The 16,730-nt window shown below is 59.3% G+C and carries 16 protein-coding genes and 3 tRNA genes; 5 read left to right on the forward strand and 14 right to left on the reverse strand.

All coding sequences use genetic code 11. From position 1 onward, the window contains the following. Positions 1 to 4: 4 nt before the first annotated feature. From ACOH1Z_RS10460 to ACOH1Z_RS10485, 6 genes are all read right to left on the reverse strand, one after another. The gene (locus ACOH1Z_RS10460; RefSeq protein WP_449648432.1) at positions 5 to 574 is read right to left on the reverse strand and encodes a GNAT family N-acetyltransferase; all 570 of its coding nucleotides are present in this window, start codon (positions 572 to 574) and stop codon (positions 5 to 7) included. Between the two features lie 158 nt (positions 575 to 732). Continuing rightward, positions 733 to 806: transfer RNA gene (locus tag ACOH1Z_RS10465), tRNA-Met, on the reverse strand. Positions 807 to 831: 25 nt separating this feature from the next. Beyond that, a tRNA-Thr gene (locus ACOH1Z_RS10470) sits at positions 832 to 903 on the reverse strand. A gap of 99 nt (positions 904 to 1,002) precedes the next feature. Continuing rightward, complete coding sequence (locus ACOH1Z_RS10475) at positions 1,003 to 1,980, reverse strand: M23 family metallopeptidase (protein WP_449648433.1); 978 nt, start codon at positions 1,978 to 1,980, stop codon at positions 1,003 to 1,005. A 208-nt stretch (positions 1,981 to 2,188) separates the two neighbouring features. Next, positions 2,189 to 2,989 (reverse strand): inositol monophosphatase family protein, encoded by an 801-nt coding sequence (locus ACOH1Z_RS10480; protein WP_449648434.1) that lies wholly within the window; start codon positions 2,987 to 2,989, stop codon positions 2,189 to 2,191. A 127-nt stretch (positions 2,990 to 3,116) separates the two neighbouring features. Then, positions 3,117 to 3,201 (reverse strand) — tRNA-Tyr (locus ACOH1Z_RS10485). Between the two features lie 134 nt (positions 3,202 to 3,335). Between ACOH1Z_RS10485 and ACOH1Z_RS10490 the strand changes: the two genes are divergently transcribed. Genes ACOH1Z_RS10490 through cls form a run of 3 tightly spaced genes read left to right on the forward strand, consistent with a single transcriptional unit; the run spans position 3,336 to position 6,591 of the window. Next, a complete protein-coding gene (locus ACOH1Z_RS10490) occupies positions 3,336 to 3,824 on the forward strand; it encodes a YajQ family cyclic di-GMP-binding protein (RefSeq protein WP_449648435.1) in 489 nt (162 codons plus the stop codon). 16 nt (positions 3,825 to 3,840) lie between these two features. Then, complete coding sequence (locus ACOH1Z_RS10495) at positions 3,841 to 5,085, forward strand: cation:proton antiporter (RefSeq protein ID WP_449648436.1); 1,245 nt, start codon at positions 3,841 to 3,843, stop codon at positions 5,083 to 5,085. A gap of 30 nt (positions 5,086 to 5,115) precedes the next feature. Further along, positions 5,116 to 6,591, forward strand: a complete 1,476-nt coding sequence (gene cls / locus ACOH1Z_RS10500) for a cardiolipin synthase (protein ID WP_449648437.1) — start codon at positions 5,116 to 5,118, stop codon at positions 6,589 to 6,591. Positions 6,592 to 6,655: 64 nt separating this feature from the next. On the opposite strand, the gene ACOH1Z_RS10505 is transcribed toward cls, so the two are convergent. Genes ACOH1Z_RS10505 through ubiE form a run of 3 tightly spaced genes read right to left on the reverse strand, consistent with a single transcriptional unit; the run spans position 6,656 to position 9,954 of the window. Then, positions 6,656 to 8,014: an FAD-dependent oxidoreductase gene (locus ACOH1Z_RS10505; protein WP_449648438.1), complete on the reverse strand. Its 1,359-nt coding sequence runs from the start codon at positions 8,012 to 8,014 to the stop codon at positions 6,656 to 6,658. 54 nt (positions 8,015 to 8,068) lie between these two features. Continuing rightward, complete coding sequence (locus ACOH1Z_RS10510) at positions 8,069 to 9,145, reverse strand: polyprenyl synthetase family protein (RefSeq protein ID WP_449648439.1); 1,077 nt, start codon at positions 9,143 to 9,145, stop codon at positions 8,069 to 8,071. 26 nt (positions 9,146 to 9,171) lie between these two features. Next, on the reverse strand, positions 9,172 to 9,954 hold the full coding sequence (ubiE, locus tag ACOH1Z_RS10515; protein WP_449648440.1) for a bifunctional demethylmenaquinone methyltransferase/2-methoxy-6-polyprenyl-1,4-benzoquinol methylase UbiE: 783 nt from the start codon (positions 9,952 to 9,954) through the stop codon (positions 9,172 to 9,174). A gap of 128 nt (positions 9,955 to 10,082) precedes the next feature. Here ubiE and ACOH1Z_RS10520 point away from each other — a divergent pair, with 128 nt between their 5' ends. Next, positions 10,083 to 11,336: an isochorismate synthase gene (locus ACOH1Z_RS10520; RefSeq protein ID WP_449648441.1), complete on the forward strand. Its 1,254-nt coding sequence runs from the start codon at positions 10,083 to 10,085 to the stop codon at positions 11,334 to 11,336. A gap of 34 nt (positions 11,337 to 11,370) precedes the next feature. Here the strand turns inward: ACOH1Z_RS10520 and ACOH1Z_RS10525 are convergent, their stop codons facing one another. Genes ACOH1Z_RS10525 through ACOH1Z_RS10535 form a run of 3 tightly spaced genes read right to left on the reverse strand, consistent with a single transcriptional unit; the run spans position 11,371 to position 14,249 of the window. Next, positions 11,371 to 12,195: a polyphosphate kinase 2 family protein gene (locus ACOH1Z_RS10525; protein ID WP_449648442.1), complete on the reverse strand. Its 825-nt coding sequence runs from the start codon at positions 12,193 to 12,195 to the stop codon at positions 11,371 to 11,373. 25 nt (positions 12,196 to 12,220) lie between these two features. Further along, positions 12,221 to 13,936, reverse strand: coding sequence for a 2-succinyl-5-enolpyruvyl-6-hydroxy-3-cyclohexene-1-carboxylic-acid synthase (menD, locus tag ACOH1Z_RS10530; RefSeq protein WP_449648443.1), 1,716 nt, complete (start codon positions 13,934 to 13,936; stop codon positions 12,221 to 12,223). Next, positions 13,917 to 14,249 carry a PLD nuclease N-terminal domain-containing protein gene (locus ACOH1Z_RS10535; RefSeq protein ID WP_449648444.1) on the reverse strand — a complete coding sequence of 111 codons (333 nt, stop codon included), beginning with the start codon at positions 14,247 to 14,249 and terminating at the stop codon, positions 13,917 to 13,919. The genes menD and ACOH1Z_RS10535 overlap by 20 nt, the downstream gene beginning before the upstream one ends. 54 nt (positions 14,250 to 14,303) lie before the next feature. On the opposite strand from ACOH1Z_RS10535, the gene ACOH1Z_RS10540 reads away from it, so the two are divergent. Continuing rightward, positions 14,304 to 14,582, forward strand: a complete 279-nt coding sequence (locus tag ACOH1Z_RS10540; protein ID WP_449648445.1) for a DUF4229 domain-containing protein — start codon at positions 14,304 to 14,306, stop codon at positions 14,580 to 14,582. On the opposite strand, the gene ACOH1Z_RS10545 is transcribed toward ACOH1Z_RS10540, so the two are convergent. Both ACOH1Z_RS10545 and ACOH1Z_RS10550 read right to left on the reverse strand, forming a co-directional pair. Beyond that, entirely contained in the window at positions 14,565 to 15,575 is a 1,011-nt protein-coding gene (locus tag ACOH1Z_RS10545) for a 1,4-dihydroxy-2-naphthoate polyprenyltransferase (RefSeq protein ID WP_449648446.1), read from the reverse strand. The genes ACOH1Z_RS10540 and ACOH1Z_RS10545 overlap by 18 nt on opposite strands. Positions 15,576 to 15,584: 9 nt before the next feature. Continuing rightward, positions 15,585 to 16,694 carry an AMP-binding protein gene (locus tag ACOH1Z_RS10550; RefSeq protein ID WP_449648447.1) on the reverse strand — a complete coding sequence of 370 codons (1,110 nt, stop codon included), beginning with the start codon at positions 16,692 to 16,694 and terminating at the stop codon, positions 15,585 to 15,587. Between the last annotated feature and the right edge of the window lie 36 nt (positions 16,695 to 16,730).

Consider the following 16,730-nt stretch of genomic DNA (forward strand, 5'->3'; position numbering starts at 1 on the left):
GCTGCTACTTCGAGGCAAGCCCTGTTGAGACGAAAATTATTTCGCCGTCACGACCATCAAAGGGAGTGAAGCCCAGCTTCGTGGCGAGCGCCATCGATGCCGTATTGGTGGGGTGAACGAGTGCATATATTACGCGCGCTTCGAGGCGGGTAAAGGCCAGCTCGAGCATCGCCTGGGCGGCCTCGAACGCGAAGCCGTGGCCTTGGGAGTCTTGATGCAGAATCCAACTAATTTCGGCAGATCGGGTGACTGTTTCGACAGACCTGAGGTGCAAAGAAACGTCACCAATGAGGATGCCGTCGTGTTCGATCGCGAGCGCCAAGAAATCGTCGGCTTGCTTCAGCAACACATGGTGGGTGCGGTTTTTGAGGTGGCGTCGGGACTCTTCGCGAGTGCGCTCAGGCCAGGACGTGAATGCGCGCACTTGGGGGTCGGATTGGATCTCAAACCAGCGCTCGCTGTCGGCCAGAGAAAATGGGCGCAACGTCAGTCGTTCGGTGTGGATGGTGGGGGCTTCAACGGGAACGGGAAGCGAGGGCCCTCGTAGCAGTCGTGGGCGTGTGATGCCGAACATGGTTATCGACCCCGGTTGTTGTTGAGCGGCCGCGAGACCACGTGGCCCAATGTATTTCGCATTGTCGCTAAACCTAACAGCACCAATTTCGATGGCACTGCGTAAAACGCCGTATCGAAGCCCTGAACGTGCAGGCTGTTGCGCCTCGTTCTTTGTTGTAGCTGAGGCGGGATTCGAACCCGCGACCTCACGATTATGAGTCGTGCGCTCTCACCAACTGAGCTACTCAGCCGCATCATCCAATTATTGGATGAGCGAGCCCCCTATGGGAATCGGACCCATTACCTCTTCCTTACCAAGGAAGTGCTCTACCAATGAGCTAAGGGGGCACACAAAAGCGCATATCGCGCGATTGGCACCGTAAGAGACTAGCACCCGTTTAAGGCCTTAAAGTACGGTTTTGGCCGAAATTTGGTCGCTACAGAAGATTAGTTGACGGCATTTGTGGAGAGCCACGCATACGGGTCGACCGGAACCTTGTCGAGGTGAATCTCAAGGTGCAAGTGGGCTCCGTACGAAATCCCGGTAGCACCAACAAGGCCGACGAAATCGCCGACGTTTACGGGATCGCCGACGACCAATGGGCTCGAATCGGTCACCATGTGGGCGTAGAGGGTATCGACCTGTTGGCCGTTCACGATGTGACTGATGATGGCGTGATAGCCGTAGCCGGAATAGTCGGCCTGGATATAGCTGACCACACCATCAGCAATGGCATAGATCGGGGTTCCGTAGGCTGCAGCGAAGTCGGTGCCCTTGTGGAATCCGCTGGAACGGTAACCAAATCCGTCTGTGATGGGAACCTCATAGGGGAACGGCCAACGAATAGCCCCGGCAGTTGCGCGGTATTCGTAGCTGACCCCTGCGTACTGAATGGCAAGAACTTCGGCATAGGAGATGACCTTCAAGTCATCGTGTTGAGCAAGATCGTTGACGACCTGATCCGAAACGGCCAACGACTGCGGTGTTGGAGCTCCGGCAGCGATATCCGAAACATCGGCGGGCGCGACTGACGCAATCGCACTATCGCCTGAGCTGACAAAGGCATTCGACGGCACCGACACCCCAACCAGGAGCGCACCAGCGAACAACATCGCAACTGACGAGAGCGCCCTAGATGCGAGCGCCTTACCTCGGCGCTGCGGGGGTCCGCTGGCGGAGAAAGTTGCCGGAGAAACCCGAATTCGCTTCGACTTGACCTTCGACGGACGTGCTTTTCGTACCCGAGGCGCTGTCGCAGTCACGGGTGCTGCCGGCGCCGCTGCCGGCGCCTCCACCGGCTGCTGCGTGCTGTGCTTCGACGGACGGGTTTGCGCTGCGCGTTCGCGCTCACGCATTTCTCTGCGAGTGAGGGGGATGCTGTCCCCTGTTCCCGGTTGCTGTGGGAACGAAGTGTCGAAGCTCACTTGCTGAGCTCCATTTCACGTGAGGAGAATGTCACTGCGGCACGGATGCTCGTCAGTGACATTCTTCTCCTCCACGCGATTCACTTGCTAGGTGTGAATGCATAATTCGGGTATTCGCCTACGCACGTACGGGTTGTACGCAGGCAACAGATTCGTAAAGGCTAGCGTGCAAGTGGTCTACTCGCCACCCCCTTTTCAAGTGGTCTACCTAGTCGTCCAATTGCGCTAGTTCTGCTTCCAGAAGCGCCGCAACATCGGGGTGTGCCGCCAAGATAAAGTCCTCGCCACCGGCGTTTTTTCCCCAACCTTTCACTGTCGCTCCGGCCTCGTGAGCGATGAGCGCTCCTGCCGCGTGGTCCCACGGGCGCAGGCTTCTCTCGAAGTAGGCGTTCACGCGCCCCGATGCGACCATGCAGAGGTCTAGTGACGCGGTGCCCATTCGGCGAATGTCTCGCACCCGGGGAATCAGTTGGGCAATGACCCGGCCCTGCTCGACGCGGGTCTTCTCAAGATACGAAAATCCTGTGGCCACAAGCGCTTGAGAGAGGTCTACTGGCTCGGCAACCTGCAGTCGCTCACCATTCAGAAACGCGCCTCCTCCGACGCTAGCGGTGTACGTTTCGCGAGCACCAGGATTCACTACGGCACCAGCGAGCGCACGCCAGGTTGCAGGGTTTGCTTCGCCCTCGACCACGGCAATGCTCACGGCGTAGTGCGGAACCCCGTATAGGTAGTTCACCGTTCCATCAATGGGGTCGACAACCCACGTCAGCCCACTCGTGCCGGTGGATGCTTCGCTTTCTTCACCAAAGAAACTGTCGTCGGGTCGTGCTTCAGCAATCAGGCTGCGAATGAGTTGCTCACTCTCGCGATCTGCGTGAGTTACGACATCCACTGACGACGACTTGCGGTCGGCAACAGCAACACCCTCGCGGCGACGCTGGGCGACAAGATCAGCGGCCTGTGTTGCGATGCGAGTGGCAAGGTCTAGAAGTTCAGTGTTGGACATGCATTAAGCCTAGGGCGCGCCAGCATGCGCGACCGTCGGTGAGAGGACAGCGGATGCCTCAGCTCACCATCGCGAAAGCACAACGCAGCGCCGCCGCGGTGGGGTAACCCGCAGGTGATGCAGTAAGTGGTGGCGAGTGAGGGATTCGAACCCCCGAATGCGATGCAGTCTGATTTACAGTCAGATCCCTTTGGCCACTTGGGTAACTCGCCGAGACGCCTCCGGCCACATGTATTCATCTGACCGAACGCGCTGAACCAGAATACAAGGAATCCGAGCGCCGCGTGACCACATCGCCAAAAACTAGCGATGGGAGTTCTGCGCGCTGCGCGGGTAGCATGGGTGTATGGCTGATTCTTCGTTTGACATTGTGAGCAAAGTTGACCAAATGGAGGCGGAAAACGCCGTCAACCAGGCACAAAAGGAGCTTGCTCAGCGGTATGACTTCAAGGGCGTTGGCGCTTCGGTTGACTGGACCGGCGAGAGCCTCCTGTTGAAGGCAAGCTCCGAAGAGCGCGTGAAGGCGGTTCTCGAAGTGCTCGAGGCCAAGTTCATCAAGCGCGGCATTTCGCTGCGCAGTCTAGATGCGGGTGAACCCTTCGCCAGCGGCAAGGAGTACCGCATCGAAATCAGTTTGAAGAACGGAATCTCCTCTGAGGACGCCAAGAAGATCGCGAAGGTTATCCGCGACGAGGCGCCCAAGACGGTGAAGTCTCAAATTCAGGGCGACGAACTGCGGGTGCAGTCCAAGAGCCGCGATGACCTTCAGGCGACAATGGCGCTGCTGAAAGGCAAAGACCTCGAAGTTGCCCTCCAGTTCGTGAACTTCCGCTAGCTCCTCCCCCAGCAGCGTGGACCTCTTCCTGCTGATTTTTGCGGCAACTCTGCTCGTTGCTGTGCTCTTTTCGGCCCTCGCTGGCCGAACCATCCTTTCTGCGGCTGTCTTGTTCCTGATTGTCGGCTTTGTGATCGGCTCTGAGACGACGGGCATCCTGAGTTTCGATTCGGGTTCAGAAGAAGTTTCGACAATCGCCGAGATTGCCCTCTTTGTGGTGCTCTTCACGGATGGCATGAAAATGGGGTGGGCCGACCTGCGTAAGGCCTGGCGGCTTCCCGGTCGCGCTCTCGGTTGGGGACTGCCCCTGACCCTCGGCATCACCGCGGTGCTTGCGCACTATCTCGTTGGGCTCGACTGGCCTGCCGCGCTGCTGATTGGTGCGATTCTTGCCCCGACCGACCCCGTCTTCGCGGCAGCTCTTGTCGGCGATAAGCGGGTTCCGCAACGCCTACGACAACTGCTCAATGTGGAATCGGGGGTGAATGATGGTCTCGCTCTGCCATTCGTTATCGTCTTTCTCGCAGTCAGTTCCGGATCGGAAGAGCTGCACCTTGGTGAACTCGGTATCGAACTGGTTATCGGCACGCTCATCGGAATCGCCATACCGTGGCTCGTCATCAAAGCGCTCCACACCCGCCTCTTCGCGACCGCTGGAGTCTTCGAACCTCTCGTACCCATCGCGATCGGCCTACTCGTCTTCGCGCTCTCAACCACGCTGCACGCCAACCTCTTCTTGGCAGCCTTTGCTGCTGGGGTTACTGTCGCAACGGTCGGTCAGAAGGAGCGTGAAGCTTTCGAAGAATTCGGAGAGATCATCTCTGAACTTCTCAAGTTGCTTGCCCTCATGATTTTCGGCGCCCTGCTGTCGTTCAAGTTTCTTGGCGAGATCGAGTGGACTGGTTGGGTGTTTGCGATCCTCGCGCTCATCGCCGCTCGACCCGCAGCGCTCTACATTTCGTTCCTCGGCTCCGGGCTCTCGATGCGGGAACAACTGGCGGCCATGTGGTTCGGCCCCAAGGGCTTCGCGTCAGTGGTCTACGTTCTCGTAGTTGTTACCGCTGGCATTCCCGAGGGCGACCTCATTTTCCATCTCGTCGCGCTCACCATTGCGCTGTCGATCATTGCCCATTCCTCCACGGACGTTGTAGTCGCCCGATCCTTCACCCGGGCAGACGAAACTCCGGCCTGGCAGGGGCCGCCGCTCAGCAATGGCAACGGTGTTGACACCGGCACCGGTGCTGGCAGCGCGAGCGGATAACCGTCTCCGTAAATCGCTAGACTTCGAGCCATGGACGTCGGCGGAATAACCATCAATTTCACTGCAGTAATTGCTGGTGTTCTCATCTTGATCGACTTCACCGTTCGCGTGCTCTCGCTGATCTACGTGCCCCGCAATCGGCGACCGCAAACGGCGATGGCCTGGTTGCTGGCAATCTTCTTCATCCCCTACGTCGGTATCCTGCTCTTCCTCATGTTGGGCAGTCGCAAGTTGCCCAAGGGGCGCCGCGACAAGCAGATTGAGATCAACAAGTTCATCATCGAGACCACTGAGGGCATGGATCAGGTGCGGCGCGATCAGCCGTGGCCGCCCTGGCTTGAGCCTGTCGTCGAACTCAACCGCACCCTTGGCGCAATGCCCCTTGTTGGTGGCAATTCGGCAAAGCTCTACTCCGAATACCAAGAGTCGCTGGATGCCATGACCGCGGCAGTCAACGACGCCACCAATTATGTGCACGTTGAGTTCTACATTCTCAGCCTCGACTCCACGACGGCGCCATTCTTTGATGCGCTTGAAGCGGCCCATATGCGCGGCGTGCGGGTTCGGGTTCTGCTCGATCACATCGCTTCGCTTCGCGCCCCCGGCTATTTCACTACCATCCGCCGTCTCAAAAAAATGGGCGTGCAATGGCACGTGATGCTGCCAGTTCAACCGCTCAAGTGGAAGTTTCAGCGCCCCGACCTGCGCAATCACCGCAAGATCCTCATCGTCGATGGCAAGCTGGCTTTCACCGGTTCACAGAACATGGTGGATGCCACTTACAACAAGCGCGTCAATAAGAAGCGTGGCCTCACCTGGAAAGACCTCATGGTGCGCTTTGAGGGACCCATCGTTGCCGGCATCCACTCACTCTTCATTACCGATTGGTACAGCGAAACTGATGAGCTCCTCGTTCGAGAGAGTGCTCAAACCCCGTCGATCGCCACCAACGCAGACCTCGACGCGCAAGTCGTGCCGAGCGGGCCAGGGTTTGAGGGTGAAAACAATCTGCGCCTCTTCAATTCGTTGCTCTACGCAGCTCAAGAACGTGTCATCATCACGAGCCCCTATTTCGTGCCAGATGACTCGATGCTCTATGCCATTACGACGGCGGCGCAGAGCGGGCTCGATGTGCAGCTCTTCGTTTCAGAAGTTGGAGATCAGGCGCTCGTTTATCACGCGCAACGCAGCTACTACGAGACGTTGCTTCGCGCGGGTGTAAGGATTTGGCTGTTCCCCACCCCGACCGTGCTGCACGCCAAGCACTTCACGATTGACGATCAGGTCGCAGTGATCGGATCAAGCAACATGGACATGCGCTCGTTTAGCCTCAACCTCGAAATTTCGGTCATGGTGCGCGGAGCAGAGTTCATCGAAGACATGCGCGAACTTGAAGCCCAGTATCGAAGCGTCAGCCGAGAACTTACCCTCGACGAGTGGATGAAGCGCCCACGGCGGTCGAAGGTACTCGACAACATCGCGCGCCTTACCGCCGCCGTTCAGTAACACCGCGGCACCGCCAAGCAGCGGCACTGCCAAGCAGGAGCACCACGAGCGGAAACAGGTCGAACTAGTTCGCGTCGGTGGCTTTCGACGCGGCGATCATGTCGTCGCGGTCAACGAGCTTGATGCGCGCCCGACCCTCGGGCTCTCCCAGAGCGATTTCGCGAGCATCCAGCAGCTGCCAGCCCTGCAGGTTGGTGTAGTCGACGTCACGGCTCTTCAGGAGTTCGACGACCGCCTGCTCGTCTGGTTGCTCGGGGCTCCACCAGTTGGCTTGGTCGTTCATGACGTGCTTGATGGTTTCCATCGCGTCTGACTTGGTGTGGCCGATGAGTCCGACGGGGCCGCGCTTGATCCAGCCAGTCGCATAGACGCCGTGAACTGGCTCGTCGTTGTCGTCGATGACTTGACCTTCGCGGTTGGGGATGACTCCGCGGTGGTCATCGAATGGGATGCCGTCGAGTGCCGACCCGAAGTAGCCAACAGCGCGGTAGAGGCTTTGCACCGCGACCTCACGGAACTCGCCGGTGCCGACAACGCCGCCCTGCCCGTCTGGCGTGGTGCGCTCGTAACGGAAACCCTCAACACGGTCGGTGCCAAGCACTTCAACGGGCCCGGCGTAGAAGTGCAAGTGCAGACGACGTGAGGCGTTGCCTTTTTCTTCACTGCGCCACTTCGTGAAAATGCGGTCGAGTACCATGATTTGTTTGTTTGACTCGATGGCCGCTTTCGATGCTTCGTCATAGTCGAAGTCTTCTTCGTAAACAATCAGGTCAACGTCGTCGAGTTCTCCGAGTTCGCGGAGCTCAAGCGGGGTGAACTTTACTTGCATCGGGCCGCGACGCCCAAAGACGTGCACGTCGGTCACTGGACTCGATTTGAGGCCGTCATACACGTTGGCGGGGATCTCGGTCGGCAGTAAGTCATCCGCGTGCTTAGCGAGTATTCTGGCGACGTCGAGGGCGACGTTTCCGTTGCCGATGACCGCGGTCTCTTTCGCATCGAGGGTCCACTCTCGAGAAACATCGGGGTGACCGTCGTACCAGCTGACGAAGTCGGCGGCGCCGTGGCTGCCCGGCAGATCGATTCCGGGAATCGGAAGTGGGGCATCCCGAACAGCACCCGTAGAGAAGATGACAGCGTTGTAGTGCTTCTTGAGGTCGTCAAGTGTGATGTCGCGGCCATAAGTGACGTTGCCGAAGAGGCGAATGTTGCCAGTGTCGAGCACGTCGCGCAGCGCATTGACGATGCCCTTGATGCGCGGATGATCGGGGGCAACACCGTAGCGCACAAGTCCATACGGCGCCGGAAGCTGCTCGAACAGGTCGATGGAGACCTCAAATTGGCGTTCAGCCTTCAGCAGGATGTCTGCCGCATAAATTCCAGCGGGGCCTGCACCAACAATGGCGAGTCTGAGCTTGCTCATGTGCTGTAGTTTCCGTTCATCTCGGTGCGCCCGGGCGCGGGCGAGTGTGGCGTTCTAGTTTGAGCGTTCGACGACGCTGTCGGCAAAGCGCGTCAGGGCCTTCTTTACAGGACCGTCAGGCAAAGGTGCGAGTGCTTCTACTGCTTCGCGGCCCCACCGACGAGCTTCATCCAGAGTCTTCTTCGTCACCGAGTGCTCTCGCAGTTCGGTCACCGCGGAATCGAGTGCAGCATCGTCACCCTCGCCATAGAAGTTTGCGTTGACGTCACGTTCGATTCGAGTGAGCAAGTCAGCGGCTTCTCTATTGGTTATGGCGAGCTCACGAAGGTACAACAGCGGGAGCGTTGCAACTCCACTGCGCAGGTCAGTTCCCGCCTTCTTGCCGGTCTTACCCGTCTCAGCAGAAAGATCGATGACGTCGTCGATGAGCTGAAAAGCGACACCAATCTTTTCGCCAAAGTTACGCACAGGAGCCGTGTACTCCTCAGGAGCATTCGAGAACATCACACCAACTTCGGCAGCGGTAGCAATGAGCGAACCCGTCTTGTCAGCCAGAACCTGAAGGTAATGATCGACAGCGTTCTCTCCCGGCTTCGGGCCAAGCGTCTCATGCAACTGCCCCAGGCAAAGTCGCTCAAAAGTATTCGCCTGCAGCAGGAGCGCTTGCTCGCCCATTCCGGCCACAAGCTTGCTCGCCCGCGCAAACAGGAGATCACCGGTGAGAATAGCAACCGAGTTGCCCCACACGCTTTGGGCGCTCGGCACTCCGCGGCGCAATTGCGCTTCATCCATCACATCGTCGTGATAGAGCGAGGCCAAGTGAGTAATCTCTACTGCCTGAGCCGCCGTAACAACATCGGGATTGTTGCCAGTGCCCAATTGGGCTGTGAGCAGAGTGAGCACGGGACGCACGCGTTTGCCGCCAGCTTCGAGCAGGTAGCGGCTCGTGGCATCCGCAATCTCATCAGCGAATTTCATGTGGGAGAGCAAGCCAGCTTCGACCTGCTCAAGCCCCTCTTCGATGGCGGCAGCAAACCGACGCTCATCGCTCGAGGCGAAGAGCTTCTCTCCCAGCCCCAATGAGGAACTAAGAGTATTGCTGCGGCGAGCAGACGGAACGCTCGGGTTCACTATCAACCGATTTCTTTGGCGAAGCGCTACGGCTTCGGTTTGGCGTTTTTGATGGTCTTGATGGGCCGGGTGGCAAGGTCTTTGCGCTTGGCAACCGACGCGAGAACCGTTTCATCAACAGGTTTGTGGCCGCGGTGCATCGCAACGATGCCCGCGGTGAGGTTGCGGTAGGCAACCCTAGTGAATCCCGCAGCCCGAATCCACTGGCTCAGTTCTCCCTGATCTGGCCATTCGCGAATCGACTCCGCGAGGTAGGTGTACGCCTCAGGGTTGGAACTCGAGCGATCGGCAATGATCGGCATCACTCGGTTCAAGTACGTGAAGTACCCGGCACGGATGATGGCAACGGGTGGCTTAGAGAATTCGGTGATGACGAGACGCCCACCCGGCTTAAGCACGCGGAACATCTCCGAGAGCGCAATGCGGGGATCATTCACGTTACGCAGGCCAAAACTGATCGTCACAGCATCGAATTCGTTATCGCCGAACGGTACCTTTTCAGCGTCGCCCTGAATGAACTCGATCTTCTTGTGACGCTTGCGCGCCTGTTCGACCATGCCTGTGGAAAAGTCGAGTCCGACAACTCTGGCGCCATTGCGATGCAGCGCCGCCGAGCTAGTGCCGGTGCCTGAAGCAATGTCGAGAATGCGTTCACCCGGCTCTGGCGCAACTGCTCGCACTGTGGCAGCCCGCCAAAGTACTGCGTTTCCGGCCGACAAAACAGTGTTTGTGCGGTCGTAATGTTTTGCGACACCATCGAACATGCCGGCCACGTCGTCCGGTCGCTTATTCATGTCAGCCTTACCCACCCCTTTAGTCTAGGGCGCTCAGAGCGGATGCTCACTTCCTGCGCCTCAACTGACAGGTACTCTGATACTTGTGAGGCACTATTGGGCTCCAGGGCAGCCCGTTCCCGGCACCCAGCGAGACGCAGACGATGACTAACCCGCGCGAACCACTGACAGTTGTTACGCGCCCCAGTGCGGCGATCGGCGACATCCTCGATTGGGTAGCTCCCGACTTTCCCCTCGCCTTCGTTCGTGACGGTGAAGGAATCGTGGGCGTCGGCGAACTCCTACGTCTCGAATTCCGTGGCAAAGACCGATTCACCCAAGCCGCAGAAACCTGGGCTGAGTTATCTCGCACCGCGATTGTTCATGACAGCGTCAAACGGGCAGGCACTGGCCTCGTCGCGCTTGGAAGCTTCGCCTTCGCCGATTCATCGACGGCCACAAGCGTTCTCATCATTCCGCGGATCATCATCGGAAGCCGAGGCGGCATCGAATGGGTCACCTCGATCACCGTTGGAGAAGGCGGAGGGCTTCCCAGCAGCACCGATGTTCTTGCCACGATTCCCAGTACGCCTCACGGAGAACCAGTACGCATCTCGTTCACCCCGGGCGAGACGAGCGCCAAGAGCTTCATCAGCACCGTCAGAGCAGCCCTGCGCGAAATCTCCCAAGGTCACGCAGCCAAGATCGTGATCGCCCGCGACCAGATCGCAACCCTTCCCGCCGCAACAGATCTACGAGTTCCCCTCGAAGCCCTCGCCAAGCGCTATCCAGACACCTTCACCTTCGCCGTCGACGGACTCATCGGCTCCAGCCCAGAAACACTCGTTCGCGTGCACAACGGCACGGTCAGCGCCCGCGTCCTCGCGGGCAGCGCAGCGCGCGGCGACGACCGAATCTCCGATGGGCGAGCCGCCGCGACCCTCTCGGGATCACCCAAAGATCAGAAAGAACATGCGCTCGCGCTTGCCAGCGTCATGGATGCCCTACAGCCGTTGAGCAGCGAACTATTTGCGGCATCCACCCCTTTCGCGCTGCAACTTCCCAACCTGTGGCATCTCGCGACCGACATCGAGGGGCAGCTAACTGAGCAATCGAGTGCACTCGACCTGATCGAGATTCTGCACCCGACAGCCGCAGTGGCTGGCACCCCTACGCCAGACGCGATCCGGATCATCGGCGAACTCGAGAGCTTTGATCGCGGTCGTTATGCCGGCCCGGTCGGCTGGGTCGATTCCCACGGCAACGGGGAATGGGCGGTCGCATTGCGCTGTGCGCAAGTCGACGGCACCCGCATCACCGCATATGCCGGAGCAGGCATTGTTGCCGGCTCCGATGCGAAGAAGGAGTTCGCCGAGACGGAACTCAAATTCCGTCCCATCGTTGAGGCATTCGGCTAAACCACGTCGACGACCGCAGCTTGCACGAGAGCTCCTAGCTTGCCGCCAAGCGATCCTTCTCGGCCTCAACGTCGTAGTCAGCGCTTGGCCATTGCGGATCGAGCCGCTCTAGGGCGTCAAGCAACAGCTGTTGGACAGCCAAACGTGCAAACCATTTGTGATTTGCCGGCACGACGTACCACGGTGCGCTTTCCGTCGTCGTGCGCCGGATCGCAATCTCGTACGCCTCCTGATACTCCGACCACAGCAGTCGCTCATCCACATCACCAGGGTTGTACTTCCAATGCTTCTCCGGCCGATCGAGTCGCTCTTGCAGGCGCTCTTTCTGCTCGTCGGCACTGATGTGCAACATGACTTTGATGAGTGTCGTGCCGTTGGCAACAAGTTCGTTTTCAAACTCTTCGATGATCCCGTAACGCTCTTCTACGACCTCCGGGGTGGAGAATCCGCGCACTCGGTGAATCAGTACGTCCTCATAGTGCGAGCGATCAAAAACACCGATGTTGCCCGCACTGGGCAATTCATTTCGGATGCGCCACAGAAAGTCGTGAGACTTCTCCTCGTCAGTGGGAGCTTTGAACGCGTGAATCTGCACGCCCTGCGGGTCAACCCCGCCAATGACGTGACGCAGGATTCCGCCCTTGCCCGCCGTATCCATCGCCTGAAGCACCAGAAGCACTCGCCGTTGACCACCGAACTTGCTCTCGGCGAAGAGGCGCTCTTGCAACTCAGCGAGGTGCTCGGCATTCTTTTCGAGCTTCTTTTCTGCATCCTTCTTGTCGCCGTCGAACCCGGGAGTCGAAGATGGGTCGATGCTCGCTAGCTCAAAAACGGGGGAAACAGGCGTGAGTGTGCTCATACGCCCAAGATTACCCGGCACACCGCTAGCGGCTAAGAGGAACCTCGATGATGGTGGGTTCGGGATGCGCGGAGAGAGCCTGATCAAGTTCGCCGCGTGTGGTCGCCGACACGTAGCGCCAGCCGTACGCCACAGCAAGGGCTTCGATCGAAGCATTCTGTTGTGTCAACAACACCCGGTCGAAGCTGTCGCCTGCCTGGCTCGCGACTTCGAGCACATCGAAGATCGTGCCACCGTCGTCGTTGCCAACGATGACCTGGATGCGTGGCCGTGGCTCCCCCATGCCAAACATGAGAGCACCGACATCATGGAAGATTGCGAGATCTCCGAGAAGAACACGCGTAACTCCCTCGTTCCCGGGTTCGGCCTGACTAGCCAGTGCAATGCCGAGAGCCGTAGAAATCGTTCCATCAATTCCGGCAAGCCCACGATTCGCGTGCACAGAGATCTTCTTGCCAGGAACCACGCGGTCCACCTCGCGGATCAGCCGCGACGCCCCAAGAACAAGTCGGTCGTGAGGCCAAGTTGCCCGCCAGACGGCGTCGGCGAGCATCCGCCGGTCGACGGGCGTGCGCACGATCGCAAGCTCTGACTTGGCATGGGTTCGAGCATCCGCATCAATATCGGGAGCGATGCTTTCGGTCTCGAGAAGCTGACGGCTCGAGGTGACCCAACGGCCGAGCCAAGCCCTGTCGGTAGCTTCGCCAGAGACAGAGACCTCGTCGACGAAGAGTCGAACACAACGACCGGGATTGTAGTCATCGGCAGACGGATGCCGCACCACAATGGTCTGAACTCCGGCACGCTGAATCAGCGCCGGAATCTCGCGACTCAACGTCGGGTGCCCAAAGACGATAACGCGCGCCACTCGGTCACCGAAGTTGGCGGTGTTGAGTAGCTCGCGGTAGGCGACAACAAGGTTGGGGCCGAAGTGCGCTCCACTGGAAACTTCAGCGATGAGGGGCGCGCCTAGTTCGCGGGCAACCTGCTCAGCTCGTGGGCCAGCACCGGTTCCGGCGATCACGACAGTCGCTGGGGCCGGGCTGAGTGCTGCTGTCGTTGGGGCGCCGGGTGATCGCTGCGTAGTCGTTTCCACGACGGGATCGAGGTCGCTGAAGAGGTCAGGAAAAACAGGTTCGCGGGTGCTGGCAGGCTCTGGCGCTACGGCATCATCACTGGGATACCAGGTGAAGGGTGCAGAGAGCGGTTCATCGAAGGAGAGGTTGAGATGCACGGGGCCATTAACGGCGGCGACAGCATCGCGCGCGAGTTGTGTCGCAGCATCCATCTCGCCTGCGGCACCGGTCGGTGCTTCGACATCCCACGTGTGGTGCACGGCGCTACCGAAAATACCCGGTTGTTGCGTCGTCTGGTTGGAGCCAATGCCCCGCAGAGAATCGGGGCGGTCAGCACTAATAATGATGAGCGGGACCGCAGAGTGGTGCGCCTCAAGAACGGCGGGGTGCAGGTTGGCGACCGCCGTGCCTGACGTCGTTACCACGAGCACGGGGGCACCAGTTTCGACAGCAAGCCCCAGTGCAAGAAAAGCACCGACACGTTCATCAATGCGCACGCGTAAGCGCAGTAGTCCCTGTTTCTCGAATTCGGCGGCAGCAAGCGCAATCGCCTGCGAGCGCGAACCAGGGCTCAGTACGATGTCTCGAACGCCGAGACGAACGAACTCTTCGAGAAGGGCTACCGAGAAATTAGTGGCCGGAGAGTTAGTTGGTCTTATCGTCATCGTCGAGATCTGCTAGTTCCTGTTCAAGGCGGCGGATGCGTTCATCTTGTTCTTCTTTGAGGCGCATGTTGCGCAAGAAATCGGGATCGTCGTCTGGCGCTAGCGTGCGGGTGCGGCCAGCGGTTGCACTACGTGCCTTGCCGAGCATGAACCACAACACGACTCCGATAACGGGAAGAAGTACGATCACGAGAATCCACAACACCTTGGGCATTGCGCGAACGCGACTGCGATCGGTAAGGATTACATCGACAATTGCGAACACGTCCACCGCGACGAGCGCGAAAGCAAGAACTACCAGTAGACGAGGCATATGCCCATTCTACGCTCGCAGGCTGCGTGCGGGATGCGAGCCTAGACTGTTGGCGTGAAACCTTGGATCATCTACTCACTCTTGCGGCTCGGAATCTTCGCGGCAGTCTTTGCGCTGCTGATGGTCGCGAGCGTCGATTGGTGGCTCTCGGCCCTCATCGCCGCGATCCTCGGATTCACGATCTCGTATATCTTCTTTGGCAAGCTTCGCGATGCCGTTGCCCTCGATATTGTGGCGCGACGCGCTGGCCCAAGCCACGACCCCGACCGTGATGCTGAAGATGCCGCAGCAGACCTCGGTGCCGAGAGCAGCGGCCTAGAAAGCGATCGCTGAGGCTAGTCCCAACCCGAACAGCAACGCGGTGAGCCCGGTGAGGCGCAGTGCCAGTATCAATTCGGATGCCGTCTTTGCTGTCAGCACGATGACGCAGGCTGGCAGCGCGACGAGCAGCACGAAGTACACCAGATAGGCGTTGACGTAGAGCAGCGTGTAGATGCCCAGGATGCCGAACGGCACGAGCATCGCCACAACGTAGAAGATGCGCGATGGCATGTTGCCGATGAGCACGGCGAGGGTGCGCTTGCCCGCGATTTTGTCTTGGTCAATGTCTCGGATGTTGTTGACCATCAGAGTGGCAACGGCGAACAGACCGACGGCGACGGCCGCCAACCACGACTCAAGTGTCACAGTGTCTGCGAGCACGTAGGTGGTTCCTGCCGTGGCAACAAGCCCGAAGAAGATGAAGACGAATACTTCACCGAGACCGAGGTAGCCGTAGGGTCGTTTTCCGCCGGTGTAGAAGTAGGCGGCGAGAATCGCGAGGGCTCCGACAGCGAGAAGCCACCAGTGTTCGCTGCGAATCACGATGATGAGTCCGGCGATTGCAGCAATACCGAACCAGACGAACGCGACCGTGATGACGGCACGGGGGCGTGCAGCGCCGGAGCCGGTGAGGCGTCGAGGCCCTACGCGGTTCTTGTCGGTTCCGCGAACACCGTCGGAGTAATCGTTGGCGAAGTTCACGCCAATCTGGAGCGAAACGGCAACGATCAGGCACAGCAGTGCCCGCAGCCAGTGCCAGCCGGCACCATCCTCTTCGTGGGGCAAAACGTAGGCGGCTGCTGTTCCGAGCGCTACGGGTGCGAACGCGAGCGGCAACGTTTGCAGTCGTGCGCCGCCAATCCAGTCGCGTGCGGTTGCCTTGGCAATTTTGGGCGCTTTTGGCGGGCGACCGCCGGGGCGACCGCTCGTGTTTTTCGCCGATTTGGAGCTCGATTTCGGCGCGACGGTCTTCGGGTCGATGCGTTGCTGTTTAGGAGAGGCCACGGTGGGATTCTACTTAAGCACGACTGACGCTAAGGCCAGCCGGTCGGGTTTTCCCGTTGCGAGCATCGGAATCTCATCGATAAGCATCACCCGGGCTGGCGCCGCTGCCGCCGAAAGTTGCGCGGCAACTGACTGTCGCAGGGCATCCAGATCAATTGCTGTCGTCGTCACGACCACTGGCGATTCGCCCCATTCCGGATGCGGTGCGGCAACCACAACGGCTGCACTCTGACCCGGCAACGCGCGAACGGCAGTCTCGACCTCGGTGAGCGATACTTTCACTCCCCCGGAAATGATCATGTCGTCAGCGCGGCCACGAACTCGCAGTACTCCGTTGATAATTTCGCCGACATCATCGGTGCGATACCAGCGGATGCCGTCGTGCACCCGGAACGAGAATGCGCTGCGGCGAGGATCGTCAAGATAGCCATCGGCAAGCATGGGGCCAGCAAGTTCAATGCGATCATCCACCAGCCTCATTTGTGCGGTGGGCAACGGAACGCCGTCCCACACACAACCACCGCTGGTTTCGCTTGAGCCGTAGGTTGTTGTCACTGCGAGACCGTGAGCACGGGCTGCGGTGAGCAACGAGATCGGAGTTGACTGGCCACCAACCAAAATCCGCTGGAAGCTCGCGAGGGCCGCAATGGCTTCTTCTGACTCGAGCAGTCGCGCCAACTGCACGGGAACGAGGGAGGTGAATCGGCGCTCGGCGGTGAGTTCAGCGGCGGCAGCCACAAAAGCTTCGGCAGAGAATCCTGTTGGCTTCATCATCACCGGCACGGTTCCCGCAAAGTGCGAACGCGCAAGAACATTGATTCCTGCGATGTAGTGAGCTGGCACGGCAAGCAACCACTGTCTAGGGCCGCCAAGTAGGCCATCGGATGCCTCAGCACTCGCCCTCAGCGCGGCAGCACTGAGCATCACGCGCTTGGGTCGGCCGGTCGATCCGCTTGTCTCTACGACGACCGCAACGTTCTCGGGGACTGTCTCTGGCAGTCCAGAGGGGGAGGCAGGGTGCGGCAGAATCGCAGCCCCCGTTCCTTCGAGTGCTGGCACTAGGGCAGCCCACACTTTGCGGGGGTCGCGCGCATCAATTGACCAGAGTTCTCGTGTCACGGTGTTGTCTCCAGGGTGTCGTTGCTGTGCTCCCGT

The organism is Rhodoglobus sp. (assembly GCF_053580035.1).

What these genes read in the sequence shown, in the direction of transcription:
- menD (WP_449648443.1), bottom strand. Translation starts at nt 13,936, where the DNA reads ATGACGATAAGACCAACTAACTCTCCGGCCACTAATTTCTCGGTAGCC.
- ACOH1Z_RS10505 (WP_449648438.1), bottom strand. Translation starts at nt 8,014, where the DNA reads ATGAGCAAGCTCAGACTCGCCATTGTTGGTGCAGGCCCCGCTGGAATT.
- ACOH1Z_RS10480 (WP_449648434.1), bottom strand. Translation starts at nt 2,989, where the DNA reads ATGTCCAACACTGAACTTCTAGACCTTGCCACTCGCATCGCAACACAG.
- ACOH1Z_RS10460 (WP_449648432.1), bottom strand. Translation starts at nt 574, where the DNA reads ATGTTCGGCATCACACGCCCACGACTGCTACGAGGGCCCTCGCTTCCC.
- ACOH1Z_RS10520 (WP_449648441.1), top strand. Translation starts at nt 10,083, where the DNA reads ATGACTAACCCGCGCGAACCACTGACAGTTGTTACGCGCCCCAGTGCG.
- ACOH1Z_RS10535 (WP_449648444.1), bottom strand. Translation starts at nt 14,249, where the DNA reads ATGCCTCGTCTACTGGTAGTTCTTGCTTTCGCGCTCGTCGCGGTGGAC.
- ACOH1Z_RS10525 (WP_449648442.1), bottom strand. Translation starts at nt 12,195, where the DNA reads ATGAGCACACTCACGCCTGTTTCCCCCGTTTTTGAGCTAGCGAGCATC.
- ACOH1Z_RS10490 (WP_449648435.1), top strand. Translation starts at nt 3,336, where the DNA reads ATGGCTGATTCTTCGTTTGACATTGTGAGCAAAGTTGACCAAATGGAG.
- cls (WP_449648437.1), top strand. Translation starts at nt 5,116, where the DNA reads ATGGACGTCGGCGGAATAACCATCAATTTCACTGCAGTAATTGCTGGT.